Source organism: Amorphus sp. MBR-141 (genome assembly GCF_053628695.1).
The window spans coordinates 103,297-128,223 of record NZ_JBRJGW010000011.1 but is presented as its reverse complement, the minus strand read 5'-3'; the positions used below and the strand labels follow the sequence as shown (position 1 = coordinate 128,223).

20 protein-coding genes are annotated in these 24,927 nt (G+C 66.8%); 12 read left to right on the top strand and 8 right to left on the bottom strand.

Annotated features, from left to right (window positions below):
* Positions 1 to 78: 78 nt before the first annotated feature.
* From ACSSVZ_RS15955 to ACSSVZ_RS15945, 3 genes are read right to left on the bottom strand one after another with little or no spacing between them, the layout of a single operon-like run.
* A complete protein-coding gene (locus ACSSVZ_RS15955) occupies positions 79 to 1,083 on the bottom strand; it encodes a TRAP transporter substrate-binding protein (protein ID WP_453971595.1) in 1,005 nt (334 codons plus the stop codon).
* Positions 1,084 to 1,133: 50 nt separating this feature from the next.
* Complete coding sequence (locus ACSSVZ_RS15950) at positions 1,134 to 2,450, bottom strand: phenylacetate--CoA ligase family protein (RefSeq protein WP_453971594.1); 1,317 nt, start codon at positions 2,448 to 2,450, stop codon at positions 1,134 to 1,136.
* A 10-nt stretch (positions 2,451 to 2,460) separates the two neighbouring features.
* A complete protein-coding gene (locus ACSSVZ_RS15945; protein ID WP_453971593.1) occupies positions 2,461 to 3,246 on the bottom strand; it encodes a citryl-CoA lyase in 786 nt (261 codons plus the stop codon).
* A gap of 208 nt (positions 3,247 to 3,454) precedes the next feature.
* Between ACSSVZ_RS15945 and ACSSVZ_RS15940 the strand changes: the two genes are divergently transcribed.
* Positions 3,455 to 4,138, top strand: a complete 684-nt coding sequence (locus tag ACSSVZ_RS15940; RefSeq protein WP_453971591.1) for a GntR family transcriptional regulator — start codon at positions 3,455 to 3,457, stop codon at positions 4,136 to 4,138.
* 88 nt (positions 4,139 to 4,226) lie between these two features.
* Positions 4,227 to 5,264, top strand: a complete 1,038-nt coding sequence (locus ACSSVZ_RS15935; protein ID WP_453971590.1) for a uroporphyrinogen decarboxylase family protein — start codon at positions 4,227 to 4,229, stop codon at positions 5,262 to 5,264.
* 86 nt (positions 5,265 to 5,350) lie between these two features.
* On the opposite strand, the gene ACSSVZ_RS15930 is transcribed toward ACSSVZ_RS15935, so the two are convergent.
* Entirely contained in the window at positions 5,351 to 6,244 is an 894-nt protein-coding gene (locus ACSSVZ_RS15930; RefSeq protein ID WP_453971686.1) for a hydroxymethylglutaryl-CoA lyase, read from the bottom strand.
* Between the two features lie 38 nt (positions 6,245 to 6,282).
* Positions 6,283 to 7,668, bottom strand: a complete 1,386-nt coding sequence (locus tag ACSSVZ_RS15925) for an aminotransferase-like domain-containing protein (protein ID WP_453971589.1) — start codon at positions 7,666 to 7,668, stop codon at positions 6,283 to 6,285.
* Between the two features lie 141 nt (positions 7,669 to 7,809).
* Here ACSSVZ_RS15925 and ACSSVZ_RS15920 point away from each other — a divergent pair, with 141 nt between their 5' ends.
* From ACSSVZ_RS15920 to ACSSVZ_RS15905, 4 genes are all read left to right on the top strand, one after another.
* Complete coding sequence (locus ACSSVZ_RS15920) at positions 7,810 to 9,114, top strand: hydroxymethylglutaryl-CoA reductase, degradative (RefSeq protein WP_453971588.1); 1,305 nt, start codon at positions 7,810 to 7,812, stop codon at positions 9,112 to 9,114.
* An 80-nt stretch (positions 9,115 to 9,194) separates the two neighbouring features.
* Positions 9,195 to 10,238 carry a TRAP transporter substrate-binding protein DctP gene (gene dctP / locus ACSSVZ_RS15915; protein WP_453971587.1) on the top strand — a complete coding sequence of 348 codons (1,044 nt, stop codon included), beginning with the start codon at positions 9,195 to 9,197 and terminating at the stop codon, positions 10,236 to 10,238.
* Positions 10,239 to 10,423: 185 nt separating this feature from the next.
* Positions 10,424 to 10,957, top strand: coding sequence for a TRAP transporter small permease subunit (locus tag ACSSVZ_RS15910; RefSeq protein WP_453971585.1), 534 nt, complete (start codon positions 10,424 to 10,426; stop codon positions 10,955 to 10,957).
* Positions 10,954 to 12,267, top strand: coding sequence for a TRAP transporter large permease (locus ACSSVZ_RS15905; RefSeq protein WP_453971583.1), 1,314 nt, complete (start codon positions 10,954 to 10,956; stop codon positions 12,265 to 12,267). Before ACSSVZ_RS15910 ends, ACSSVZ_RS15905 begins: the two co-directional genes overlap by 4 nt.
* Before the next feature lie 30 nt (positions 12,268 to 12,297).
* On the opposite strand, the gene ACSSVZ_RS15900 is transcribed toward ACSSVZ_RS15905, so the two are convergent.
* On the bottom strand, positions 12,298 to 13,167 hold the full coding sequence (locus ACSSVZ_RS15900) for a transglutaminase family protein (RefSeq protein WP_453971582.1): 870 nt from the start codon (positions 13,165 to 13,167) through the stop codon (positions 12,298 to 12,300).
* A gap of 210 nt (positions 13,168 to 13,377) precedes the next feature.
* Here ACSSVZ_RS15900 and ACSSVZ_RS15895 point away from each other — a divergent pair, with 210 nt between their 5' ends.
* The 5 genes from ACSSVZ_RS15895 to ACSSVZ_RS15875 all read left to right on the top strand — a co-directional run bounded on the left by ACSSVZ_RS15895 (position 13,378) and on the right by ACSSVZ_RS15875 (position 21,506).
* Positions 13,378 to 15,063, top strand: a complete 1,686-nt coding sequence (locus ACSSVZ_RS15895; protein WP_453971581.1) for a hypothetical protein — start codon at positions 13,378 to 13,380, stop codon at positions 15,061 to 15,063.
* 111 nt (positions 15,064 to 15,174) lie between these two features.
* Positions 15,175 to 15,852 carry a protein-L-isoaspartate O-methyltransferase family protein gene (locus ACSSVZ_RS15890; RefSeq protein WP_453971580.1) on the top strand — a complete coding sequence of 226 codons (678 nt, stop codon included), beginning with the start codon at positions 15,175 to 15,177 and terminating at the stop codon, positions 15,850 to 15,852.
* A 247-nt stretch (positions 15,853 to 16,099) separates the two neighbouring features.
* Complete coding sequence (locus tag ACSSVZ_RS15885) at positions 16,100 to 17,467, top strand: TolC family outer membrane protein (RefSeq protein ID WP_453971579.1); 1,368 nt, start codon at positions 16,100 to 16,102, stop codon at positions 17,465 to 17,467.
* Positions 17,468 to 17,699: 232 nt separating this feature from the next.
* A complete protein-coding gene (locus tag ACSSVZ_RS15880; RefSeq protein ID WP_453971577.1) occupies positions 17,700 to 18,434 on the top strand; it encodes a PopZ family protein in 735 nt (244 codons plus the stop codon).
* Positions 18,435 to 18,683: 249 nt separating this feature from the next.
* Entirely contained in the window at positions 18,684 to 21,506 is a 2,823-nt protein-coding gene (locus ACSSVZ_RS15875; RefSeq protein WP_453971575.1) for a valine--tRNA ligase, read from the top strand.
* Between the two features lie 130 nt (positions 21,507 to 21,636).
* Here the strand turns inward: ACSSVZ_RS15875 and ACSSVZ_RS15870 are convergent, their stop codons facing one another.
* Both ACSSVZ_RS15870 and ACSSVZ_RS15865 read right to left on the bottom strand, forming a co-directional pair.
* Complete coding sequence (locus ACSSVZ_RS15870) at positions 21,637 to 22,527, bottom strand: hypothetical protein (protein WP_453971573.1); 891 nt, start codon at positions 22,525 to 22,527, stop codon at positions 21,637 to 21,639.
* A gap of 226 nt (positions 22,528 to 22,753) precedes the next feature.
* Positions 22,754 to 23,524, bottom strand: a complete 771-nt coding sequence (locus tag ACSSVZ_RS15865; protein WP_453971572.1) for an IclR family transcriptional regulator — start codon at positions 23,522 to 23,524, stop codon at positions 22,754 to 22,756.
* Between the two features lie 299 nt (positions 23,525 to 23,823).
* Between ACSSVZ_RS15865 and ACSSVZ_RS15860 the strand changes: the two genes are divergently transcribed.
* A complete protein-coding gene (locus ACSSVZ_RS15860) occupies positions 23,824 to 24,825 on the top strand; it encodes a TRAP transporter substrate-binding protein (RefSeq protein WP_453971570.1) in 1,002 nt (333 codons plus the stop codon).
* Positions 24,826 to 24,927: the final 102 nt, after the last annotated feature.

Here is a 24,927-nt window from a genome sequence, read left to right as displayed (position 1 = left end):
GGAGGGGAGGGACGGCGCTTCCGCCGCCCCTTGTGTCGCAAGTCCGGTCCGCACCCGCCCGGGCGGGACCGGTTCAGGTCACTCGCACCCGGCAACGGCGTCGGTCATCGCGGCGTAGATGCTCTTCGCCTCGTCGACCGGGAGGCCGGACTCGTTGGCGAGGTAGTTGTCGATGACCGGCTGAAGCCGCTCCTGCCATGCCTGGCGCTGTTCGTCCGACATCGGGATGATCTCGTTGCCGGCTGCCCGGGCGGCGTCGATGGCGACCTGATCGGTCTCGTGCCACCAGCGGCCCCAGTTGGAGAACATCTCCGCGCTCACCTCGTCGATCACCTTCTGGACGTCCTCGGGCAGGCTGTCGAACTTGCGCTGGTTGAAGACGATGTACATCGCGACCGGATTGATGCCGGCGTCGAGATGATACTTCAGCACCTCCTCCAGCTTGAACGCGCCCACCGGGCCCCACGGCATGATGTTGCCGTCGACGACGCCGCGCTCGACGCTCTCGTAGATCTCCGTGGGCGGCATGCCGACGGGCGTGGCGCCGATTTCCTCGAGCATCGCCGTGATGGCCGGCGTCGGCGTGCGGATCCGCATCCCCTTGAGGTCGTCAAGGGTCTCGATCTTCTTGGTGGTGTGGGCCGCGCTCGGCTCGGTCACCGTCAGGTAGAGGATCCTGGTGTCGGGATAGTCGCCCTTCACCTCGTCCTGCGCCTTCATCAGTGCGCACGTGCCGATGGTGGCGTCCGGAACGGTGAACGGCAGCTCCACGAGCACCGAGCGCGGGTGGCGGCCACGCGGGATCGCCGGGATGCCCACCGAGACGTCGACCACGCCGGCGCGGGCCTGGTCGAACTGCTTCGTCGCATCGCCGAGCGCCGAGCCCGCCGAGAAGACGGTGAAGTGGACACGGCCGTCGGTGCGTTTCTCGATCTCCTCCGCCCACGGCACCATCGCCATGGTCACGATGAAATGGGTGGAGGGGAACATCGTGGAGAGCTTGAGCTCGTATTCGGCCGCCCGGGCCTGGCCCGAGAAGGCCGTTACGGCCGCAAGTCCAAGAATGGCTGTCATCTTCTTCATGAGAGTCCTCCCTTTTTGGTCAGTCTTCTTTTCGCCGCCGGACGCCTGTGTCAGGTCGCCTCGGCGAAGTCGATCAGCTTGGATTTGTACTCGCTGCGCGGCAGCGTTCCAGCCGCGACGAGGTGGATGCGGGTGGTGACCACCAGCTTGTCCCGCAGCCGCTGGCGGATGCTGTCGGCCAGCCCGTCGGTTGCGTCGGTGCCCTCGGCGAGCTCGACCATGACCTTCAGCGGCGGGCTCTGCTTGACACCCTTGCTGCCGGGGCGGACCGAGATGACGCCGGTGACGGCCGGCGCGAATTCGTTGACCACCTCGCGGATGGCCGAGGGGAACACGTTGACGCCGCGCACGATCAGCATGTCGTCGGTGCGGCCGATGCAGCGCACGCGCGGCGACGTCCGTCCGCAGCGGCACGCCTCGGTGCGCACCATCACGTGGTCGCGCGAGCGGAAGCGGAGCATCGGCGCGGCGCGATGGGCGAGGTGGGTGTAGACGAGCTCGCCGGTGGCGCCGTCTTCCATCGGCACGCTGGCGCCGGTCTCCGGATCGATCAGCTCGATGTGCACGAAGCCGCGGGCGCAGAAATGCATGCCCTGCTGGGCTTCGCATTCGCCCCACAGGGAGGCGCCGATGTCGCCGATGCCCATGGCTTCGGTCACCTGGGCGCCCCACGCCTCCTGAAGCCGGCCGCGCATGGCCTCCTCGCCGCCGCCCGGTTCGCCGGCCACGAGGATGCGCGTCACGGAGCTGGCGGGCAGGTCCATGCCGCGCGCGGTGCCCCATTCGGCCAGGTGCAGCGCGTAGGACGGCGTGCAGACGAGCGCCTGCGGCGTGAGCATGTCCACCGCCGCCATCAGCCGCTCGGTGTTGCCGGTGCCGACGGGGATGTGGCACAGGCCGAGCCGGTTGAAGGAGTCCAGCGCCGAGCCGGCGACGAACGGGCCGGCGTTGTAGGTGCTGATGATGCGCTCGCCCGGCGCGATGCCGGAGGCCGCGTAGCTGCGCGACGAGGTGCGCACCCAGTTCTCCAGGTCGCCGGCGGTGAGCGGAATGTAGCTCGGCGTGCCGGTGGTGCCGCTGGTGGAGTAGATCCGCGCGAGGTCTTCCATCGGCGCGGCGAGCTGGGTGCCGATCGGATCGGCGGCGCTGCGCGTGGCGCGGAGCTCGTCCTTCTCCGTCATCGGCAGGGCCCCGATGTCCTCCAGGCCGCCGATCTTGTCGGGCGTGTCGAACCCGGCCGCCTCGAGCTTCGCCTGATAGAAGCGCGAATGGGCCAGGAGGTAGGCGACCTGCTCGCGGTAGAGCGCATCGTCCAGGCGCAGCTGTTCCGGCCAGGGGCGGGACTCGATCTCGGGTTCGTGCATCATCTGGCGCGGCCTACTCGTGACTGGGCTCGTAGGAGATCGCCTCTTCGGCATGGGATGCCATGAGGAAGCCGATCTGACTTTTCTGTTCCTCCGCCAGGTGGGCGAGGAGACCGCCGGTCCGGGCGAGAAGCGGGATGGCCTTGATCATCGCGGCGGGAAAGCCGAGGTCGAGCATCACCGCGGCCATCGGCATCGACACGTTCATCGGCAGCGGCTTGCCCCAGGCCTCCGCGACCGCCGCCTCGAACGCGCGCGAAAGCGCCACATAGGGGCCGCTGACGCCACGCTCCGCGGCGAGCGACAGGATGCGCTGCGTGCGCGGATCGACCGGCCGGTGCAGCGGGTGGCCGAAGCCCGGCATCTTGCCGCCGGACCTGCGCGTCTCCGTCGCGATCGCTCGGGTGACCTCGGCCACGCTCTCACCGTCGTCGATGCGCGCCTGCGCCTCGGTCAGCAGCCTGCCGCACAGCTCGGAGGTGCCGAGCACGACCGGCCCGCAGCCCAGAATGCCGGCAGCAACGGCCGACTGCAGGGACTGGGGATCGGCATCGTAGGTCATGCGCGCGGCGACTGCCGTGGGCGTAAGCCCATGCTCGGCGATCGCCACCAGCAACAGGTCGAGGAAGTCGCGCTGCTCCGGCGTGGGCTCGCGGCCGGTGACGAGGAGGTAGAAATACTCGGTGAACGTCAGCCGGCCCATCAGGTCGCCGCACAGGTCGCGACCGCGAACCGTGATGCTGTCGGCGGCTGCGGTGCAGATGCCCGATACGGCGTCGACGTGCTTGCCGATCAACAATCTGGCGTCTCCTCAAGCGGCGCTGGCTGGAGCGAGGCGCCGCCCCGCTCACCCGCCATGCCTGGCGTTTCCTCTGACCATTCGTGCGTCAGGGACGCCGACGGTTCGTTCTGCCCTGCATTATTGTAGGGCAATTCTGTCGGCGTCAACCTTGCCTTCCGCCTCCGTTGGCGGCTAAGTCGGTCGCATGTTCACGAATGGGTTTCCGATGGCGGAAGAGATTGCTGCGACCGAATCCGCGCGCGGCGGCACGGTCGACCGTCTGGTGCAGGGCCTGCGCGATGGCATTCTCAACAGCCGCTACGCGCCCGGCCAGCGGCTGATCGAGGCCGACCTCACGCGCGATTTCGGGGTCAGCCGCGGCCCGCTGCGGGAAGCGTTCCGGCGCCTCTCCGCCGAGGGGCTGCTGGAGATCGTGCCGAACCGCGGCGCGCTCGTGCGCAAGCTCTCCTACAAGGAGACCATCGAGCTGTTCCAGATCCGCACGGCGCTGGAAGCGCTCGCGGTGCGGCTGGCGGCGGCGGCGATCGACCGGGGCGACAACCGGGCGCGGTTCGCGGCCGACATCGCCCCCATCTGGGATGAGGCGACCCGCCTGTCGGGCGCAGCCTATCACCAGGAGAACTGGCGCTTTCACCAGGCGATTCTGACCATCTGCGACAACGCACAGCTGGCGTCGCTCAGCCGGCAGCTGCAGCTGCCGCTGATCATGCTGCAGCTGAGCGGCGCGATGACGCCGGCGATGTACGAGGATTCGGTGGCCGAGCACCGGCGCATCGCCACGGCCATTCTCGACGGCGATCCCGATGCGGCCGAACGGGCCATCCGGGACCATCTCGGGCGCGCCCATGAAATCGCGTCGGCCATGCCGAAATCGGTTTTCAGAAGCTGATCGGCGTCGGCATTTTCGCATCGGACGGGTGGACGGGGCGTCGTCCTTGCCTCACCTTCCCAACAAATTTCAACGGAGGAAACGTTCCATGACCGACATCAACACGCTGCTTCCGACCTCGCTGGTGGGATCGTACACGCAGCCTGACTGGCTGATCGACCGCGCCAAGCTGGGTGGGCGGTTTCCGCCGCGGGTGCGCGCCAACGAGCTGTGGCGCATCGCCCCGGAATGGCTCGAGGAAGCCCAGAACGACGCCACCCTGATCGCCATCCGCGATCAGGAGCGCGCCGGCCTCGACATCATCACCGACGGCGAAGTGCGCCGCGAGAGCTACTCCAACCGCTTCGCGACGGCGCTCGAGGGCGTCGACATCGACAATCCCGGCACGGCGCTCGACCGCAGCGGCCATCCGAACCCGGTTCCGCGCGTGGTGGGCAAGATCAAGCGCATGCACCCCGTCGAGGTCGAGGACGTGAAATTCCTGCGCGCCAACACCGACCGCCGCATCAAGATCACCGTGCCCGGCCCGTTCACCATGGCGCAGCAGGCGCAGAACGACTTCTACGAGAGCGAGCGGGAGATGGCGCTGGACTACGCCGAGGCGGTGAACGAGGAGATCCGGGATCTCTTCGCGGCCGGCGCCGACGTGGTGCAGGTCGACGAGCCCTACATGCAGGCGCGCTTTGAGAAAGCCAAGGAGTATGGCGTCGAGGTTCTCGACCGGGCCCTCGATGGGATCGACGGCGAGACCGCCGTGCACATCTGCTTCGGCTACGCCGCCATCATCCATGCGCGTCCCGAGGGCTACAACTTCCTGCCGGAGCTCTCCGGCTCGGCGGTGCGGCAGGTGTCCATCGAGACCGCCCAGTCGTCGCTGGACTGCAAGATCCTCGAGAGCCTCGACGACAAGAAGATCATCCTCGGCGTGCTCGATCTGTCCACCAACGAGATCGAGACCCCGGAGACGGTTGCCGAGCGCATTCGGCGCGCGCTGCCGTACGTCTCGGCGGAGCGGATCACCGTCGCGCCCGACTGTGGCCTGAAGTACCTGCCGCGCGATGTCGCCTTCAACAAGATGAAGGCGATGGTCGACGGCGCGGCGATCGTCCGCAAGTCGCTTTCCTGATCGGATCGCCCGCCTGCTGGCGGAGTGAAGCGTTCTTGAGGGGGCGCCGGCCGAACTGGCCGGCGCCCTTTTCTTATGGCCGAGCGTCAGCCGTTCGCCCGCGCCAGGTGGGACGCGGGGGCCTTGCCGATGGCGGCCGCGATGAAGCGGGCGGTGTCGGTGAGCGCCGCAAGGTCGATGCCGGTTTCGATGCCCATACCGTCCAGCATGTAGACGAGATCCTCGGTGGCGACGTTGCCGGTGGCGCCCTTCGCATATGGGCAACCGCCCAAACCGCCGACGGCGGAATCCAGCACCGACACGCCGAGGCCCAGGCAGGCGTAGATGTTGGCCAGCGCCTGGCCGTAGGTGTCGTGGAAATGGAGCGCGATCTTCTCGGTCGGCACGTCCTCCATGACGGCCTCCACCATGCGGACGGCCTTCAGCGGCGTGCCCACGCCGATCGTGTCGCCGAGCGAGATCTCGTAGCACCCCATCTCCAGCAGGCGGTGCGACACCCTGGCGACGTCGGCGAGCGGCACCTCGCCCTGGTAGGGGCAGCCGAGCACGCACGACACGTAGCCGCGCACCTTGAGCCCCTGGCGTGCCGCCTCTTCCATCACCGGCTGGAAGCGCTCGAGGCTTTCCGCGATGGAGCAGTTGATGTTGCGCTGGGAAAAGGCTTCGGAGGCGGCGGCGAACACCGCGACTTCCTCGACGCCGCTGGCGATCGCCGCCTCCAGGCCCTTCATGTTGGGCACCAGCACCGGGTAGCCGACGCCGGGCCTGCGCTGGATCAGCGACAGCACCTCGGCGGTGTCGGCCATCTGGGGCACCCATTTCGGCGACACGAAGCTGCCGGCCTCGATGGTCCGTGCCCCGGCCGCGGCCAGCCGGTCGATGAGCTCCGCCTTGACGGTGGCCGGGACGATTTCGGCCTCGTTCTGCAGCCCGTCGCGGGGGCCGACTTCGACGATGCGGACTTCGGAGGGGAAAGCCATGCTCATGGGATCTGCTCGGTGTTTCTGAAGATAAGGTGTCAGCGGGAAGTGGCGCGGGACAGGAAGTCGAGGAGCTTCGGGTCGGACCCGTAGGCGACGTTGACGCGGATCGCGGCCGGGCGGTCCCCCGTGCGGTCCGGCCGGAAAACGCTTCCCGGCGCCAGGAAGATGCTTTCATCGGCGGCAGCGCGGCACAGCTCGAAATCGTCGACGTGGTCGGGCAGTTCGGCCCAGAGATAGAAGCCGGGCGTCTTGCTGGCGCTCAGGCGCAGGCCTATGCCCTCCAGCTCGCCGACCGCCTTGCGGTGCGCCGTCTCGACCCGCGACCGGAGCCGCCGGATGTGGCGCAGATACTGGCCGCCCTGGATCAGGTTGAAGACGAACCGCTCCACATAGTCGGACGTCGCCACCATGGTGAGGATCTTCAGGTCGGCGAGCGCGCCGACCAGCGACGGATGTCCGGCGACGAAGCCGCAGCGCAGGCTCGCCGAGAGCGTCTTGGAGAAGGTGCCGACATAGAGCACCCGGTTGAGCTGGTCGAGGGCCGCGAGCCGGGGCAGGGTGGGCGGCAGGATGTCGGCGAAGGCGTCGTTCTCGACCACCAGCACGCCCCAGCGTTCGGCCGCCTGGAGCAGCCCGAAGGCGACCGGCGGCGACAGCGAGCTGCCGGTCGGGTTGTGGGCCTGGGACTGGGTGAAGAACACCTTCGGCCGCAACGTCGCGAACTTGCTGGTGAGATCGTCGAGGTCCGGGCCGTCGGCGTTGCGCCTGACGCCGACGATGTGCGCCTTGGCGAGCGTCAGCTTGGCGAACAGGGGATAATAGCCCGGATCGTCGACGAGCACCGTGTCGCCCGGTTCCAGCAGATGGCGGACGATCAGGTCGAGGGCGTGGTTGGCGCCGTAGGTGAGCAGCAGCCCGTCCGGCTCCACCGAGATCGACCGGTCGAGCAGCATCAGCCGCAGCCGGTCGCGCAGCGGCTCGAACCCGCGGGAACTGCCGTAGCCGAAGTCGATGGTGTCGGGCCCGGACGTCTTGAAGCCGGCGAAGTGCCGACGCAGTTCCGACCCCTCCATCCAGGAGGCGGGCGGCCGCCCGTCGCCGGGGCGCACCGCGTAGCTTCGGTCCAGCTGCTCGCGCAGCAGCGAGACGAGGTCGACGGCGGCGGCCACATGTGGCGGCGGCGCGCTCGTGCGCGGCAGTTCCAGGTGGGAAACGTAGAAGCCGGAGCCCGGCCGGGCCTCCAGCATCCCTTGCGCGACCAGCCGGTCGTAGGCTTCGGCCATCGTGTTCTTGGAGACGCCGTAGTCCTCGGCCGCCCGCCGGACGGACGGCAGGCGCTCGCCCACCTTGTAGGCGCCCTTGGCAAGCCTCTCGGAGACCAGTCCGACGATGGCTTCGACGCGGCTTCCGGCCCGCGTCACGGGAATTGTGCCAGAAATTTTGCTGGTACAGTCACGGCGCGATTGATCCAAACTGTCCCTTGATTGTCCTCATTATACTAGGACAATTCCGCCCGGCATCCAAGCAAGAGATGCTGGTTTGAGTGTGGGTGGAAACGAAAGATGGCTGCTATGCCGCGTGCCGTGAATTCGCGTCTTGAAGGCTACCGCAACAAGACGCCGCAGCAGCGCCTGGAGATGCTTTCGGAGGCGGTCGGGCTCGACGCCGATGCGGCCGCGACGATCGGCGACCCGGGTGCGCTGGGTGTGTCCCGCGCCAACGGCATGATCGAGAACGTCGTCGGCACGTTCCAGCTGCCGATGGGCATCGCCACCAACTTCACCATCAACGGCCGCGACTACCTGATCCCGATGGTGGTCGAGGAGCCCTCCGTCGTGGCGGCGGCGTCCTACATGGCGCGGATCGCCCGCGACCACGGCGGCTTCGAAACGTCCTCCACCGACCCGGTGATGCGCGCCCAGGTGCAGGTGCTCGGCATCACCGATCCCTACGGCGCCAGGCTGAAGCTGCTGGCGGCGCGCGACGAGATCCTGGCGATCGCCAACAGCCGCGACGCCTTCCTGGTGAAGCTCGGCGGCGGCTGCAAGGACATCGAGGTCCATGTTTTCCCGGCGACGGCGCGCGGCCCGATGGTCGTGCTGCATCTCGTCGTCGACGTGCGCGACGCCATGGGCGCCAACGCCGTCAACACGATGGCCGAGGCGGTCGCGCCGACCGTGGAAGAACTTACGGGCGGCCGGGTGCGCCTGCGCATCCTTTCCAATCTCGCCGACCGGCGGCTGGCGCGTGCCCGGGTGCGCGTTCCGGAGGCGGCGCTCGCGACCAAGGAATTCTCGGGCCGCCGGATGATCGACGGCATTCTCGACGGCCATGAGCTCGCGGTGATCGATCCGTACCGGGCCGCGACCCACAACAAGGGCATCATGAACGGCATCGACCCGGTCATCGTCGCCACCGGCAACGACTGGCGGGCGATCGAGGCCGGCGCCCATGCCTATGCGGCCCGCAACGGCGTCTACACGTCGCTGTCGACCTGGGAGGTGGACACCGGTGGCTGCCTCGTCGGAACGCTGGAAATGCCGATGGCCGTCGGCCTTGTGGGCGGCGCCACCAAGACCCATCCGGTTGCCCAGACCGCGCTGAAGATCCTCGGCGTCGAGACGGCGCAGGAACTGGCCGAGGTCACCGTGGCCGTCGGGCTTGCCCAGAACATGGCGGCGCTGCGTGCGCTGGCCACCGAAGGCATCCAGCGCGGCCACATGGCGCTGCATGCCCGCAACATCGCCATCGTCGCCGGCGCGGTCGGCAACGAGATCGAGATCGTGGCCGGCAAACTCGCCGAGGCCCACGACGTGCGCACCGACCGGGCGCGCGAGCTGATCGCCGAACTTCGCGGGGCCGACTGACGGCCCCACACCGACTTTCGCGCCGCGATGCGGGCGGAAACAAGAACAACAACGATCCGGAAACTGAAGGAGAAACACCCATGAAGACGCATTTCTCGCGCCGCGCGGCGCTCCAGCTGACGGCGGCAACGGTTGCGTTCGCGGCCCTCGGCGCCCCCGCCATGGCCCAGGACGGCGAGCCGGTGAAGTGGCGCATGCAGGCGCTGTGGGACGGCGGCACGACGCCCCAGAAGTTCGAGCAGATGTACGTCGACCGCGTCGCCGAGCTCACCGACGGCAAGTTCCAGATCGAGCTGTTCTCGGCCGGCCAGATCGTTCCGCCCGCCCAGGCCTTCGACGCGGTCCGCGGCGGCGCCTTCCAGCTGATGAAGACCTTTGACGGCTACGAGGCCGGCAAGATCCCGGCGCTCGCCTTCACCAGCACCATCCCGTTCGGCTATCCGGAGGCCAGCCAGTACTCGGACTGGTTCTACAAGCACGGCGGCATCGAGTTCGCGCAGGAGGCCTATGCTCCGGCCGGCCTCCAGTACATCGCGCCGATGGTCTACGATCAGGAGCCGATCCACTCGAAGGTGAAGATCGAGACGATCGAGGACTTCAACGGCAAGAAGGGCAGGTTCGTCGGTCTGGCTTCGTCGGTGATGACCGACTTCGGCGTCGCCGTGTCGCCGCTGCCGACCAGCGAGGTCTACTCCGCCCTCGACAAGGGCCTGATCGACATCGCCGACCGTGGCGACCTGCAGGCGAACCTCGACGCCGGCCTCGGCGAGGTGGCGAAGTTCATCATCCTGCCGGGCGTGCACCAGCCGACCACCGCCACCTCCTACGTCGCCAACAAGGCGGCCTACGACAAGCTTCCGGACGCCTACAAGGACGCGCTGGCGACGGCCGCCAAGGAGGTCTCCGATGCCTATCAGGCTGCGAAGACGAAGAGCGACAAGAGCGCGCTCGAGGCCTTCAAGGAGCAGGGCGTTGAGGTGATCGAGCTGAAGGTGGACGACGTCAACGCCGCCCGCGTCAAGGCGGTGGACTCCTGGCGCAAGGCGACCAAGGGCAACGACCTCGCGACCCGCATCCTCAACTCCCAGGTCAAGCAGATGCAGGAGCTGGGGCTGATCCAGTAGGCGCTGCTCGCTGACGAGGAAGCAGCTGGTCGGGGCGCTGCCCCAGGCCCGGTTGACGTGCCGGGCTCTGGGGGACCTGCTTCACGAACCCGGCGCTTGAAGGCATTCCGTCCGGATCACGGCGATCCGGACGGGATTTGCGCCTGGACCCGCCGCCTGGCGCATCGCACCCGAGGAAACCTGCCATGCCCCGCCCGATCGGCGCCGTCGTTCGCTGGATAACGGCCCTGAACCATCTGCTGTATCGGCTCGCGAGCCTGCTGATGCTCGTGATCGTGCCGGTGATGCTCTACGCGGTGACGGCCCGCTATCTCTTCAATTCGCCGTCAAGCTGGGGGCTGGAGCTCGCCACGCTGCTGTTCGGTCCGTTCTTTCTGCTCGGCGGACCGTACCTCCTGCACACCGGCGGCCACGTGAACCTCGATCTGGTGCGCCGGTCGGTCTCGCCCCGGGTGAACCGGCTGTTCGATCTCGTGAACTTTCCGATCATCGGCGCCTATGCCGTGATCCTCTTCTATTACGCCTGGCCGTTCGCGGTGCAGTCCTACGATCTCGGCGAGACGTCCTACACCTCCTGGAACCCGATCATCTGGCCGGTGAAGTTCGTGATTCCGCTGGCGCTGCTGCTGCTGCTCCTGCAGGCGTTCGCCGAGTGGATGCGGGTGATCTTCAACGAGCCGGCCCCGCCGGTCTCCGACGCGTTCGGAGAGGCGGTATGAATTCCACCGGCATTCTCATCCTGATGTTCGGCGGGCTGACGGTCTTCCTGCTGACCGGGCTGCCCGTCGCCTTCGTGCTCGGCGGCCTCTCGGTCCTGTTCACCGTCCTGTTCTGGGACCCGAACGCCCTCATCATCCTGATCCTGCAGATCTTCGACACCATGCGGTCGGAAGCGCTGCTGGCGATCCCGCTCTACATCTTCATGGCGGTGGTGCTGCAGCGGTCCGGCGTGATCGAGGACCTCTACCGGGCGATGGAGCTGTGGTTCGGCCGGCTCAAGGGCGGGCTTGCCATCGGCACGGTCGTCATCTGCGTGGTGATGGCGGCGATGACGGGTGTCGTCGGCGCCGCCGTCACTGCCATGGGCATCCTGGCGCTGCCGGAGATGCTCCGGCGCGGCTACGACGCCCGCCTCGCGACCGGCACCATCTGCGCCTCGGGCACGCTGGGCATCCTGATCCCGCCGTCGGTGCTGACCATCGTCTATTCGGTCACCGCCCAGGTCTCGATCGGCAAGATGCTGATCGCGGGCATCGTGCCCGGCATCCTGCTGGCCTCGCTCTACATCGCTTACATCCTGGTCGCGTCGTGGCTGAAGCCGGAGCTCGCGCCGAACGTCTCGGACGTTCCCCGCGCCAGCCTGCGCGCGCGCCTGGCGTCGCTGAAGACCCTGGTCCTGCCGACGCTGATCATCGTGATGGTGCTGGGCTCGATCTTCTTCGGCATCGCCACGCCCACAGAGGCGGCGGCGGTCGGCGTCCTCGGGGCGTGCGTGGCGGCGGCGATGCGGCGAAACCTCACGCTTTCGATGCTGACCCAGAGCTCCGGCGTGACCCTGAAGTCGACGGCGATGATCCTGTGGATCACCATCGGTGCGAAGGCGTACGTGGCGATCTTCACCGGCCTCGGCGGCGCGGACGCCCTGCTCGGCTCGATCGAGGCGCTTGAGGTGAGCCCCTATCTCGTGCTTGCCGTGATGATGCTGATCCTGGTGTTCCTGGGCACGGTGCTCGACGAGATCGGCATCATCCTGCTGACCGTGCCGGTGTTCCTGCCGGTGGTCCGCTTTCTCGGCTTCGACGAGATCTGGTTCGGCGTGCTGTACGCCCTGACCATCCAGATGGGCTACATCAGCCCGCCGTTCGGCTACACGCTCTTCTACATCAAGAGCACGCTGCCGAAGGATGTCGGCATGGGAACCGTCTACCGGGGGATCCTGCCGTTCTTCGTGCTGCAGCTCGTGGGCCTGCTGATCTGCGTCGCCTTCCCGCAGCTGGTGACCTTCCTGCCGACCCTGATGGGGCGATGACGGCGGCAGGCGCAACCGGGAGCGCGGCGCTTACGCCTCGCTCTTCACGCCGATCTTGACCTCCATGCCGACGAACTTGCCGTCGCCCGAGAAGCTGCCGCTGAGGGGCTGGGCCTGCGCGGACGAGCGGGTCGCCGCCACGCGGATCAGCTCGTGGCCGGCGACGATCTCGTTGGTCGGGTCGAACTCGACCCAGCCGACGCCCGGAATGAAGACGTCCGCCCAGGCGTGGGTGGCGCCGCCGCCGGTGAGGATGTCGCCGTCGTCGGTTGCCGCGTCGTAGAGGTAGCCGGTGACGAAGCGGGCCGCGAAGCCGAGATCGCGGGCGGCTTCCATGAAGAGTACCGCGAAATCGCGGCAGGTCCCGCTGGCGGTCTCGATCGTCTTCGCCGGCGTCTGCACGCCCTCCTCGTCGCGGCGGCGGTACTCGAAGTTGCCGTGAATGGCGCTCGACAGCTGGTCGAGGACCTGCAGCGTCCCATCCGGCAGCGTCGGCATGACGGTTTCGAGCCATTTGGAAACCGTCGGCCGGTCCTCCTGGAACTCGATCATCATCACCGGCGCCAGGTCGATGCGATCGTCGGAATCGTAGGAGAACGGGTAGGTGCCGCTGTACGGCTCGAAAGTGCGCACCGCCTCGTCCAGCCCGTAGCGCTCCAGATGCAGTTCCGCTTCGATCACCAGCTGATCGGCTGGTTCAGAGAAGGTCAGGAAGGCGACAGAATTGCCGAACGTGTCGTAGGCCCAGCGCACGTCCGCGGCCGGCGACACCACCAGGTTGGAGCCCAGAATGCGCATGTCGTGGCCGTCGCGCGGGCGCACCATCAGCCGGTGCGTGCCGAAGGTGACGGGCTTGTCGTAGATGTAGCGGGTGTGGTGGCTGATATGCAGTTTTTTCATCTGAGACGCCGTGGATCCTGGGACATGCCCGTCCGCATCGGGGAGGGAAGGCGCGAGGGCAGGGAGCAACTGCGCCGAGCCTGATTGGTTGCATGCGCACCGCCACGATTCACGCATGGCAGTTGGCAGGCCTGCTTGATTGACCGGTCGGGCCACGCCTAATAGGCGCGCCGAAGCTTCGAGACCCCTGTCAGAGTGATTCCCTCACCCATGCGTTTTCGCCCCTTCGAGGCCGTTGTCGTTGCTGTCGCCCTCGCCGCCGGGCTGGCCGTTCTGTACGGCCCGGCGCTCCAGGAAGGACTGCCGAGGGTGAGCGGCGACGTCTTCGACGGGCGCATCTTCGTCGCGGTGCTGGAACACTGGTACGGCGTCCTTCTCGGCCTGAACGCGCCGCTCTCACCGAACCACTTCTATCCGTATCCGTACACCCTGAGCTACGGCGACGGTCTGTTGTTCGGCGGGCTCGTCTACGCGCTCCCGCGTTCGCTCGGTTTCGATCCGTTCGTGAGCCTCGAGATCACCAACGCGGTCGTCTGCGGAATTGGCTTCGTGGCCAGCTATCTCGTCGCGCGCCGGCTGCTCGGGGTGTCGATCGTGCTGGCGGTGTTTGCGGCGATGGTCGGGCTTGTGGCCAATTCGCTGGCCATCCGGGCCATGCATGCGCAGCTTCTCTACGCGGCCTTCTTTCCGGTCGGGATCCTGCTCGTGTGGCCGCTTTTCCTCGCGCTGACCCGATCAGGCGGCCGGTCGCCGTCCGGCGCCGGACCGGTCCTGCAGGCGCTGGCGATCATCGCGTTGTTCTACGTCTGGGCGATGACGTCGTTCTATTCGCTGTTCGCGTTCACGCTGTTCATGGTGGTCGTGCTCGCGGTGGCGATCCTGCTCGACGTGCCGTTGCGCGCACGGGCCTGGGCCGCGGTGCGACGGCCGCAGCCAGCGCTGATCGTGCTGGCGGTGGGGCTTGCCGTGGCGGCAGTGGCAGTCTTCGCGCTCTACAGCCAGTCCGGTCACGGGGGGCACAGCGTCTCCAGCATGAAGTCCGGCACGCGCACCTTCGTGGAGCTCTTCAACGTCGGCGGGTCGAACTGGATCTGGGGGTGGCTGATGCCGCCGCTTATGGGCCTGTTCTCCGGAAACCCAAACGATCCCTACGGGCTGTCGCCGGTGTTTCTCGTCGCCTTCGCCGTCTCTCTGGTGTGGCTTGTGTCGCTGGTCCGTCGCCACCGCAGGCTCGCGGGTAACCGGCCGGCCAGCGACGTCGACCGGGTGACCTTCGCCTGCGCGCTCGGCCTCGGCGCCGTCGTGCTTGGCCTGTTCGCCTTCCACGTCGGGCCGGTCGCGCTCTTCCAGCCGGTGTTCGTGGCGGTTCCGGGCGCTTCCGCGATCCGGCTGCCGGTGCGTTTCCTCCTCTTCATCGTGCCGGTGGTCGCCCTGGTCACCGCGTGCGCCATGGATCTGTTCGCACGCCGGGGCCGGGCACCTGCCGTTGCGGTTGCGGTGGTGGCGCTGTTCATCCTGGCCGAGCAGGGCCACGACGAGAGTTCGTTCCGGCTCGACCGGCACGCGGAGCAGGCGCTGCTGGAGGCCGTCGGCCGGCCGCCGGAGGCCTGCCGGAGCTTCTACGTGTTCGATCCGCGGATCGGTCCGACCGGGGACGATGCGGTCGATCGCTTTTACGCCCATGGCGTGGATGCAATGATGATCGCCGCCTACGTCAAGCTGCCGACCGTCAACGGGATGGCGACGTTCTGGCCGAACGACTGGGGCCTGACCGCACCGTTCGAGCCCGACTATCTCGCCCGCGTCACGGATTACGCCGAGCGGAAAGGGATCACGGATGGGTTGTGCGGTCTCGACCTCAAGGAGCGTCGCTGGACCGTCGGTGCACCCGGCTGATTTCGCCTTTCGCGTCTGCCGCGGCGGAGGGGCGAATGCGTCCAGGTGGGATGCTTGCCTCGGCAGGGCTGCGCCGCTAAGGCATTGGACGACGCTTCACGAGCCGGGACGATGATCATGGTCGATTTCGCCACCCTTCGCAGCCGGATGGTCGAGCACCAGCTGCGGACCTTCGACATCACGGATCGTCGCATCCAGGATGCGATGGGGCACATTCCGCGCGAGGTGTTCCTGCCGATGAGCCGGCGGCCGCTGGCCTATCTCGATGAGCCGGTGGCGCTGGTGGACCAGGAGCCGGGCAAGCTCGGACGGTTTCTGACCCGGCCCGCGGTCTTCGCCAAGATGCTGCAGAAGGCCGAAATCGAGCACACGGACGTGGTTCTCGTCGTCGGTGCCGGCACCGGCTATCCGTGTGCGGTCGTTGGCCAGCTTGCCGACTCCGTCGTCGGGCTGGAATGCGACGAGGATCTGGGCAACCAGGCGAGCGACAAACTGGCGCAGCTCGGCATCGAGAACGCGGCCGTCGTGGTCGGCCCGCTGGAGGCCGGCTGGGCGCCGGAGGCGCCTTATGACGTGATCGTCGTCGACGGCGCGGTGGAGACGCCGATCGATACGCTGACCGGGCAGTTGAAGGACGGCGGACGCCTCGTCGTCGTCAACGGCCGCGGCCTTTCCGCGATGGCCTGCGTCTATCGCCGCAGCGGCGACACCGTCGGCAGCTGGCCGGCTTTCAATGCCGCGGCCCCGATTCTCCCCGGCTTTGAGAAGCCGAAGGAATTCGTCTTCTGAGGCGCGAAATCCCTAGGATTTCCGCACCTTTTTCCGAGACGCCGCCGCGTCCGGGCTGTTGCCGAATTGCCGCATCGGCCCGGCGAATGTCCCGATCCGTCGACTAGCGGATTTTCGTTCGGAAAAATCGCGGCTACACCTTTGTTAATGGTCCGTTAATACCATTTCCAGCGGGGCCACCGTCGCCGCTGCAAAGGGGGCTTTGTTGCGTACAGGATCGTCCAAAAGCACGGGGATTTTCGCCCCGGTGGCAATTGTTGCGTTGGTCAGTCTTCTGGGTGCGGCGCCCGCCGCCGCCCAGACGATGAAGGATTCGCTTTCGTCTGCCTATTCGAACAACCCGTCTCTCAATCAGGCGCGGGCGCAGCTTCGTTCGATCGACGAGGGCGTGCCGATCGCGAAGTCGGGCATTCGCCCGCAGGTCTACGGCTCGTTTTCCGCGTCCTCCCAGTACACGGGATTGCACGGCGCCTATTCATCGCTGTCGAACCAGAAGTTCAACACAAGCGGTACAAACAACCCGATCGGGATGAGCCTCAACTTCACCCAGCCGATTTTCCAGGGCTTCCAGACCAAGAACTCGGTGCTGCAGGCCGAGGCGGCTGTCCGCGCGCAGCGCGAGCTCCTGCGGAACTCAGAGCAATCGGTGCTGCTCGACGCGGCAACCTCGTTCGAGGACGTCATCCAGAACACCTCGATCGTCGGCCTGCGCAAGAGCGACGTCACCTTCCTGAACGAGCAGGTGAAGGCGTCGAACGACCGGCTGGACGTGGGTGAGGGCACCCGGACCGACGTCAGCCAGTCCGAAGCGCGCTATGCGCAGGCGCAGTCGGATCTCAACTTTGCCGAGGCGAACCTGGCGTCCAGCAAGGCGACGTTCCGGCAGGTGACCGGGCTCGATGCCCGCAACCTCGTCGACAACCTGAACCTCGCTGCGAAGCTGCCGCCGTCGCTCGATCGCGCCCTCGCCATCGGCCAGGACAACCATCCGGCCGTCCAGTCGGCGATCCACAACGTCGACGTGGCGCAGTTCAACGTGAAGACGCTCGAGGGGCAGTTCCTCCCCGATGTGTCGCTCAACGGCTCGGTGGGCCGGACCTACGACAACGGCAGCGCCGACTATGCCGACTCCGCGCAGGTCACCCTGAACGTCAACATTCCGATCTACCAGGGCGGCCGGGTCTCGGCGCAGGTGCGGCAGGCGAAGGAAGATCTCGGCTACGCCCGGATCCAGGTCGACATCCTGCGCGACCAGGTCCGTCAGGCCGTGGTGCAGGCATGGGCCGACTATCAGGCCTCGGTCGCCTCGATCCAGGCGGCCCGCACCGGCGTGTTCGCCCAGCAGCTGGCCCTCCAGGGGGTGATCGAGGAGCAGAAGGTCGGCCAGCGCACGACCCTCGACGTCCTCGATTCCCAGCGCGACCTCGTCGACGCCCAGGTGACGCTCGTCCAGGCCGAACGCAACAAGGTCGTCGCCGCCTATTCGCTGCTGTCGGCAACCGGCCAGCTTGGCGTCGATATGCTCGACCTGCGCGTTGCACGCTATCAGCCGCAGCAGCACTATCAGGCGGTCAAGGACAAGTGGATCGGCATGCGGACGCCGGACGGCCGCTGATCGATCGGCGACGGCGCGCGGGTCGCCCCCGCGTGTCCGCTCCGAGGCCCGCTTCCTGGCCGGTGCGGCGCGTCATTTCTGCGCCGTTCCCCACGTCCCATCCCGTCCCGCTCCCTCAATTTTCGCGGATACGCGTTCGTGGCGCCGGTGCCGGCTGCTATCATGGTTAACACGATGTGATTCGTGACGGACCGGTCCGGTTGCGTCCGAGGCAGGGGGTTCGGGGAGAACGATGGCGACGGCCCAGCCGAAATACGATCCGTCGATGGAAGAGCTTCTCGCCTCGATCCGCCGGATCATTTCCGATGACGACCAGCCGGCCGCGCACGCCCAGGCCCAGGCGCCGGACTACGGCTTCGCCGATGCGTTCGAACAGGAGATGGCGCCGCAGGACGACTTTGCGGGCCTGGATCCGTCCACGCTTCCCGACCTGATCGAGCAGAGCATCCGCGAGGCGTTCCCGGCCGACGATGCCTATGCCTCCGACGACGCCTACGGAGCGTGGGCTGCGCCGGACATGGCGGCGTTCTCGGCGGCGCTCGAAGAGGACACGTTCGAGGACGACGCGGCGGGGTACGACGCGCCGTCGCCGGCCGAGACCCCGGACCGCTGGGGCGGCGCGCCCCAGACGCGATCGACAGACAGCCACAGCTTCGAACCGTTTTCACGGCCTGCCAACCAGGACTTCGACTTTTCGGAGACCTGGGAGACGCATGGGGCGGCCGAACCGTTCGTCCCGGACGCGGAGGAGATCCACCGTCTTCTGTCCGAGCGGAGCGGGGAGACCGTCGGGTCCTCCTTCGACGCTCTGGCGCGGTCGGTCGATGCGCCGGCATCCCGCGGCCTGGAGGAGGTGGTGCAGGACTGCCTCCGCCCGATGCTCCGCGCGTGGCTGGATCAGAACCTGCCGCCGATCGTCGAGCGGATGGTGCAGCAGGAAATCGTCCGCGTCTCGCGCCGGCGCTGAGGCGGTCTGGTCCCTGCGCTCCGTTGCGTGACGGGCGGAGGAGGCCCTTTGCCCCGGCCAGCGGCGAAATGCCCATCCCCGGGCGACGGTGCCGCACCTGCCCGCGAGCCTGCCGATTGGGCTCCGCCGTGGTGCACTGCTTCCCGGCCTGCTACCCTGTTGAAACCGCGCCGATGTTGACGGCGCCCGTCCGATTGGGCTTTACGAACCGATCGTTCGCCCCCAACGGCCACCCCGGATCCGCATTCCATGCTCGACAAGACCTTTGACGCCGCGGCCGCAGAACCGCGCATTGCCAATTTGTGGGACGAGGCGGGCGCCTTTCGGGCGGGTGCCGGCGCGCGCGAGGGCGCCGAGCCGTTCACCATCGTGATCCCGCCGCCCAACGTCACCGGCTCGCTGCACATGGGCCACGCGCTCAACAACACGCTCCAGGACGTTCTCGTCCGGTTCGAGCGCATGCGCGGCCGCGACGTGCTCTGGCAGCCCGGCACCGACCACGCCGGCATCGCCACCCAGATGGTGGTCGAGCGCCAGCTCGCCGAGCGCCAGGAGCCCGACCGGCGCGCGCTCGGCCGCGAGGCGTTCGTCGAGCGCATCTGGGCGTGGAAGGCCGAATCCGGCGGCACCATCCAGAACCAGCTGCATCGGCTCGGCGCCTCCTGCGACTGGTCGCGCGAGCGCTTCACCATGGACGAGGGCCTGTCGGCCGCCGTGCTGGAGGTGTTCGTCGCGCTCCACCGCGACGGGCTGATCTATCGCGACAAGCGGCTGGTCAACTGGGATCCGCGCTTCCTGACCGCGATCTCCGACCTGGAGGTCCAGCAGGTCGAGGTGAAGGGCAGCCTCTGGCACTTCCGCTACCCGATCGAGGGCGGCGAGACCTACGAGGCACCTATCGCCTGGGACGAGGAGAGCGGCGAGCCGACCGAATTCGAGACCCGCGACTACATCGTCGTGGCCACGACGCGACCGGAGACGATGCTCGGCGATACGGCGGTGGCGGTTCATCCCGACGACCCGCGCTACGCCGGCCTGATCGGCAAGCACGTGGTGCTGCCGCTCGTCGGCCGTCGCATTCCGATCGTCGCCGACGACTACGCGGATCCGGAGACGGGGTCCGGTGCGGTGAAGATCACGCCCGCGCACGACTTCAACGACTTCGAGGTCGGCCGCCGTCACGCGCTGCGGATGATCAACATCCTCGACGAGGAAGCGCGCATCGCGCTGCGCGACAACGACGCCTTCCTCGACGGCGTCGGCGACGACGCGGACTTCTCCGACGTCATGGCGCTGGACGGCACCGACCGGTTCCAGGCGCGCGAGGCGGTCGTGGCGCTGATGGAGGCGCGCGACCTGGTCGCCGAGATCGAGCCGCACGTCCACACGGTCCCGCACGGCGACCGGTCGGGCGTGGTGATCGAGCCGTTCCTCACCGACCAGTGGTACGTCGACGCCGCCACCATGGCGAAGCCGGCGATCGAGGCGGTGCGCCGCGGCGACACCACCTTCGTTCCGGGCAACTGGGAGAAGGTCTATTTCGAGTGGATGGAGAACATCCAGCCGTGGTGCGTCTCGCGCCAGCTGTGGTGGGGTCATCAGATCCCGGCCTGGTACGGTCCAGACGGTGCCATCTTCGTCGCCAAGTCCGAGGCGGAGGCGCTGGAAGCCGCCGCCGAGGCGTTCGGCCGCCCCGCGGCCGTGATGGGCAAGGCTGAGGCCGTCGCCGCCTGGGAAAGCCCGTCCGCCGACACGGTCGCCATCTACCGCGACGAGGACGTCCTCGACACCTGGTTCTCGTCCGGGCTTTGGCCGTTCTCGACGCTCGGCTGGCCGGAGAAGACGCCTGAGCTCGCCCGCTACTATCCGACCAGCGTGCTGGTCACCGGCTTCGACATCATCTTCTTCTGGGTCGCCCGGATGATGATGATGGGCCTGCACTTCACCGAGCAGGCGCCGTTCAGCACCGTCTACATCCACGCCCTCGTCCGCGACGCGAAGGGCGCCAAGATGTCGAAGTCGAAGGGCAACGTGATCGACCCGATCGAGCTCATCGACGAGTTCGGCGCCGACGCGCTGCGCTTCACGCTTGCCGCGATGGCGGCCCAGGGCCGCGACATCAAGCTGGCGCCTGCCCGCGTCCAGGGCTATCGCAACTTCACCACCAAGCTCTGGAATGCCGCCCGCTTCGCCGAGATGAACGGCTGCAAGCCGGTCGCCGGCTTCGATCCTTCCTCGGTGCGCGAGACGCTCTCCCAGTGGATCGTCGTGGAGACGGCCCGCACGGCGGCCGCCGTCACCGAGGCGATCGAGACCTATCGCTTCAACGACGCGGCCGGCGCCGTCTACTCCTTCACTTGGCATTCGTTCTGCGACTGGTTCCTGGAGCTCTCCAAGCCGGTCCTGCAGGGGAAGGACGGACCGGCGAAGACCGAGCTGCAGGCCGTCACCGCCTGGGTCATCGACGAAATCGTCAAGCTCCTGCACCCGTTCATGCCGTTCCTGACCGAGGAATTGTGGGCCCGGACGGCCGAGGAAGCCGGGATCACCCGCGCGAACCTTCTGGCGCTGACGCCGTGGCCGGAGCTCTCCGTCGCCGACAACCCGGCGGCGCGCGAGATCAACTGGCTTGTCGATCTGATCAGCCAGATCCGGTCGGTCCGCGCCGAGGTCAACGTGCCGGCGGGGGCGCAGATCCCGATCGTGCTCGTCGGGGCGAGCAACCAGAAACGCGGCTGGATCGCCACCCACGAGGCCGCGATCAAGCGGCTCGCCCGGGTCGAGGCGATCTCCGAGGCGGATGCGCCGCCGCCGCAGTCCGCTCAGGTCATCCTGGGCGACGTCGCCGTCTGCCTGCCGCTGTCGGGCGTGGTGGATCTCGATGCCGAACGGTCGAGGCTCCGCAAGGAACTCGACCGGCTCGCCGGCGAGATCAAGAAGATCGACGCCAAGCTCTCCAACCCGTCCTTTGTCGAGCGGGCACCGGAAGAGGTGGTGGAGGAGCAGCGCGAGCGCCGCGAGGAGGCCGACAGTCGCCGCGTCAAGGTCGAGGAAGCGCTGGGCCGGCTGTAGAGCGTTTCCCGTTCAGATCGCAGCGATCTGAACGACAAGGAATTGCACAAGGGTTTGAATCTGCAGCCATTGCTTATTGATCAGGCGCTTCCACCCGATCGATAGGGGCTTTGGAGCCTTTCGGCTGCGCTTAGAGGTTAAGCAGGCCCGGGCTATTGTAAATATCGCATTCGCCGAGGGCGCTTAGTAATTTTGATTTGCTCGTTTCAGGTTTTTGAAACCAGGAGACGAATACTTTTACAGCGTCTATATCGGCGCGCTTTATGGAAAAAGTCGCTAGATCAACGTAGTCACTTTCTGGAAGGGTGGATATGTTTCCGTAAATGTACGAAATTGCGCGATTGTATATTGCTCCGGCCTCATAGACTCTGAAATTTTCGTTCAGGAGGCCATAGTATACGCTTGCAAATGAAGTGACGATTTCGGGTTCTTCCGGATATTTGTTGTACGGTCGAATAATGCAGCGGTATATTTTTTCTATATTTGCATGGTAGAGGGTGTGGCTTCTGTCTTGGTCCGCTAGCATCGCGTACATTGTGATGTATCTGCTAAAATAGTCTTTGTTTACTTTTATATATTCGGTTCTATCGATATATAAATGATCTTCGTGCTGAACGATTTTTGGGTGTCTTTTGAATAGCGTGAGTTGGTTCGAGGGGTAATGCTTGCTGTCGGGGTCGTTTTGCGCGAGTGCCTGAAAGGCAACCGTGTCATGATGGATTTCGTATGTGCCGCTGTGGCCGCGCCCGCGGTTGGCGCCGAGCTGGAACCGATCGCATTGGGCGGATGTCCAGCAGTCGTAATCGTGACTGATGTCCAGGTATACGGTGCCATTTGTGACAGTTAGTTTGTTAAATTGCAGATACTCTATGCTTCGTTGAAATATTCTCTTAGAAGAGGTCGCTACCCATGTTCCATTCAAGCTGTATGGCGACGTGATTTTGCAGCATAGCCTGGCGGCGTCGGACGATATAGATCCGTCAATTGCCACAAGTATGAGCAGTACCATCAGGACACGCATGTGATGCCCCCGCTTCCATGCGCAGTATTGTTATCCCTGAGAGTCTGAATTTGGTGTGAATCGGCACCTCCGAATGCGCGGATGTGCGTCGTCGAAAGAATGACATTCGACACTTTTGACGGGCAGGGAGATGCCCGGTGCGGCTACTGAAACCAGTCTGGCGCTCAGAGGAGGCCGGAACGCGCGGGCCCGCTGACCGAACAGTCCTCGGCCTCCGGGGCGCGGGTCACGCCGGCTCGAGCGACAGGTGGCCTTCGAGCGCCTGTTTCGTCTCGGCGAGCTTGTCGGCGATAAACGTCTGGGACACGAGGAAGCGGTGCGTCGGCACCGGCACCGAGATCGCCAGCTCGTTGCCCAGCGTGTCGCGAAAGGCGATGCCGGCTGCGCAGATGCCGACCGCGTGTTCTTCCATGTCGAAGGCGACCCCGGTCTGGCGAACGCGCGCGAGCTCGTCGAGCAGATCCCGCACGTCGGTCAGCGTATGCTCGGTGCGCGCGTCCATCGTCTTGCCGATCAGCGCGACCACCTGCGCGTCGGACAGGGTGGCCAGATAGGCCTTGCCGTTGGCCGTGCAGTAGAGCGGAAACGCTTCGCCCACGGCCGACACGGTCCTGAGGCGCTGGGGCCCAACGACCTGGTCGACGAACACCAGATGGTCCTTCTTCACCGCCGCCAGATCCACCGTTTCGTGCAGCTCGCTCGACAGCCGCAGCAGATACGGCCGGATGATCGCTGTGAAATCCGTCCGCACGGAATCCGCCAGCCGCAGGATCAGCGGGCCGAGGCGCACCCGGCCCGTGGGTGATGCGGCGATGACGAGCTTCTCCGATTCCAGCGCCCCGACGATCCGCTGCACGGTCGAGCGGGCGAGGTCGACCCGCTGGGCGATCTGGCCGAGGCTCAGGCCCTGTGGCTGTTCCTCCAGGGCGCGCAGGATCGCGGCCGCGCGGGCGATGACCTGAACCGAACTCTTTTCCGTTCCGGGGGCTGACGTCATTGGGCCTTTCCAGGTCGACCTGCGGCGAATCGTACAAGCACGTCCCACAGTAACGCCGATCTCCTCGAATTTCGGGCAATGCCGGCCGGCCGATTTTCCGGCCGCGTCGCGCGGCGCGGATGCTGCCGCCCGCACCGGCAGAGCCTGGCGGCCGGGCGCCCGCTTGCAGGGTCGCCCATCAAGTGGTACACCTGTTCCATAATGCGATATAGAAAAAAGTCGCAGCGACAACAAAGCGGGCGCACCAAGGCGTCCGACGAAGGGGAGGAGAAACCGTGCCGATCAATCGGATTCCATTTGTGACCGCACTTGCCGTCGGAGCGATCTGCCTGGCGGGCGCGACGATCGCGCCGACGGTGCCGGCTCACGCTGCCACCGAGCTCAAGGCCTGCCATTTCCTGCCGCCGAACCACACGGTCCAGAAAGCGCTGACGGCGTGGGGCGAGGAGCTGGCCCAGAAGTCGAACGGCGAGCTGAAGCTGACCATCTATCCGGCCGGCCAGCTGGGCGGCGGGGCGAACCGCCAGTTCGATGCCGCCCGCAACGGCATCTGCGACATCTCCTTCACACTGCACGGCGCCACGCCGGGCCGCTACGCCACCACCGAGCTGGCGAGCCTTCCGTTCGTCGCGCCCTCGGGCGAGGTGACCAGCGCCGCGATGTCGCGGCGCCTCACCGAACTCGCGCCGGAGTATCTCGCCGACGAGCACCAGGGCCTGAAGATCCTCTGGATGGCGGTGACGCCGCGGCTGATGTTCTTCTCCAAGGAGCCGATCCGCTCGGTCGGCGACTTCGGCGGCCTGAAGGTCCGCTACGCCGGTGTCCAGTTCAAGGATCTGATCGACGCGCTGGGCGCGGTTCCGCTTCCGGTGCCGCCGCCGGAGACGACCGATGCCATGTCGAAGGGGATCATCGACGCGGCGACCTTCCCGTTCGAGGGCGCGTCCAGCTTCGATCTGGGCACTGTCGCGAAGTACGCGCTGCAGCCGGGCGTGGCCTCGGCCACGTTCGCCCTCGTCATGAACCCCAACAGTTATGACCGGCTGCCCGACGATCTGAAGACGCTGATCGACGCGTCGACCGGTCCGGATGCGGCCGAGGCCTACGGCGCGAGCTGGGATGCGGCCGAGGTCGAGGGCAAGGAAAAGCTGCAGGCCAAGGGCGTCGAACTGATCGTGATGCCCGATGCCGAACTCGCCAAGGTCGAGGCCATTGCCGAGGCGCAGGTCGAAGGCGCCGTGAAGGCGGTCGACGACGCCGGCAAGCCGGGCACGGCGTTCCTGGACGCCTACACGAAGTAGGGGGCTGCGAAGCTCCTGGACACCCCGCGGCCTCGCCCGCGGGGTGTCCATCCTCCGGCGGAGCCCGATCGGCCGCCGGCGCTTTGATCCCGAGCTGCGGCG

Excerpts from the sequence above, each read along its gene's own strand:
- ACSSVZ_RS15955 (WP_453971595.1), bottom strand. The coding sequence starts at position 1,083 with ATGAAGAAGATGACAGCCATTCTTGGACTTGCGGCCGTAACGGCCTTC.
- ACSSVZ_RS15950 (WP_453971594.1), bottom strand. The coding sequence starts at position 2,450 with ATGATGCACGAACCCGAGATCGAGTCCCGCCCCTGGCCGGAACAGCTG.
- ACSSVZ_RS15940 (WP_453971591.1), top strand. The coding sequence starts at position 3,455 with ATGGCGGAAGAGATTGCTGCGACCGAATCCGCGCGCGGCGGCACGGTC.
- ACSSVZ_RS15935 (WP_453971590.1), top strand. The coding sequence starts at position 4,227 with ATGACCGACATCAACACGCTGCTTCCGACCTCGCTGGTGGGATCGTAC.
- ACSSVZ_RS15930 (WP_453971686.1), bottom strand. The coding sequence starts at position 6,244 with ATGGCTTTCCCCTCCGAAGTCCGCATCGTCGAAGTCGGCCCCCGCGAC.
- ACSSVZ_RS15920 (WP_453971588.1), top strand. The coding sequence starts at position 7,810 with ATGGCTGCTATGCCGCGTGCCGTGAATTCGCGTCTTGAAGGCTACCGC.
- dctP (WP_453971587.1), top strand. The coding sequence starts at position 9,195 with ATGAAGACGCATTTCTCGCGCCGCGCGGCGCTCCAGCTGACGGCGGCA.
- ACSSVZ_RS15910 (WP_453971585.1), top strand. The coding sequence starts at position 10,424 with ATGCCCCGCCCGATCGGCGCCGTCGTTCGCTGGATAACGGCCCTGAAC.
- ACSSVZ_RS15905 (WP_453971583.1), top strand. The coding sequence starts at position 10,954 with ATGAATTCCACCGGCATTCTCATCCTGATGTTCGGCGGGCTGACGGTC.
- ACSSVZ_RS15900 (WP_453971582.1), bottom strand. The coding sequence starts at position 13,167 with ATGAAAAAACTGCATATCAGCCACCACACCCGCTACATCTACGACAAG.
- ACSSVZ_RS15895 (WP_453971581.1), top strand. The coding sequence starts at position 13,378 with ATGCGTTTTCGCCCCTTCGAGGCCGTTGTCGTTGCTGTCGCCCTCGCC.
- ACSSVZ_RS15890 (WP_453971580.1), top strand. The coding sequence starts at position 15,175 with ATGATCATGGTCGATTTCGCCACCCTTCGCAGCCGGATGGTCGAGCAC.
- ACSSVZ_RS15880 (WP_453971577.1), top strand. The coding sequence starts at position 17,700 with ATGGCGACGGCCCAGCCGAAATACGATCCGTCGATGGAAGAGCTTCTC.
- ACSSVZ_RS15875 (WP_453971575.1), top strand. The coding sequence starts at position 18,684 with ATGCTCGACAAGACCTTTGACGCCGCGGCCGCAGAACCGCGCATTGCC.
- ACSSVZ_RS15870 (WP_453971573.1), bottom strand. The coding sequence starts at position 22,527 with ATGCGTGTCCTGATGGTACTGCTCATACTTGTGGCAATTGACGGATCT.
- ACSSVZ_RS15865 (WP_453971572.1), bottom strand. The coding sequence starts at position 23,524 with ATGACGTCAGCCCCCGGAACGGAAAAGAGTTCGGTTCAGGTCATCGCC.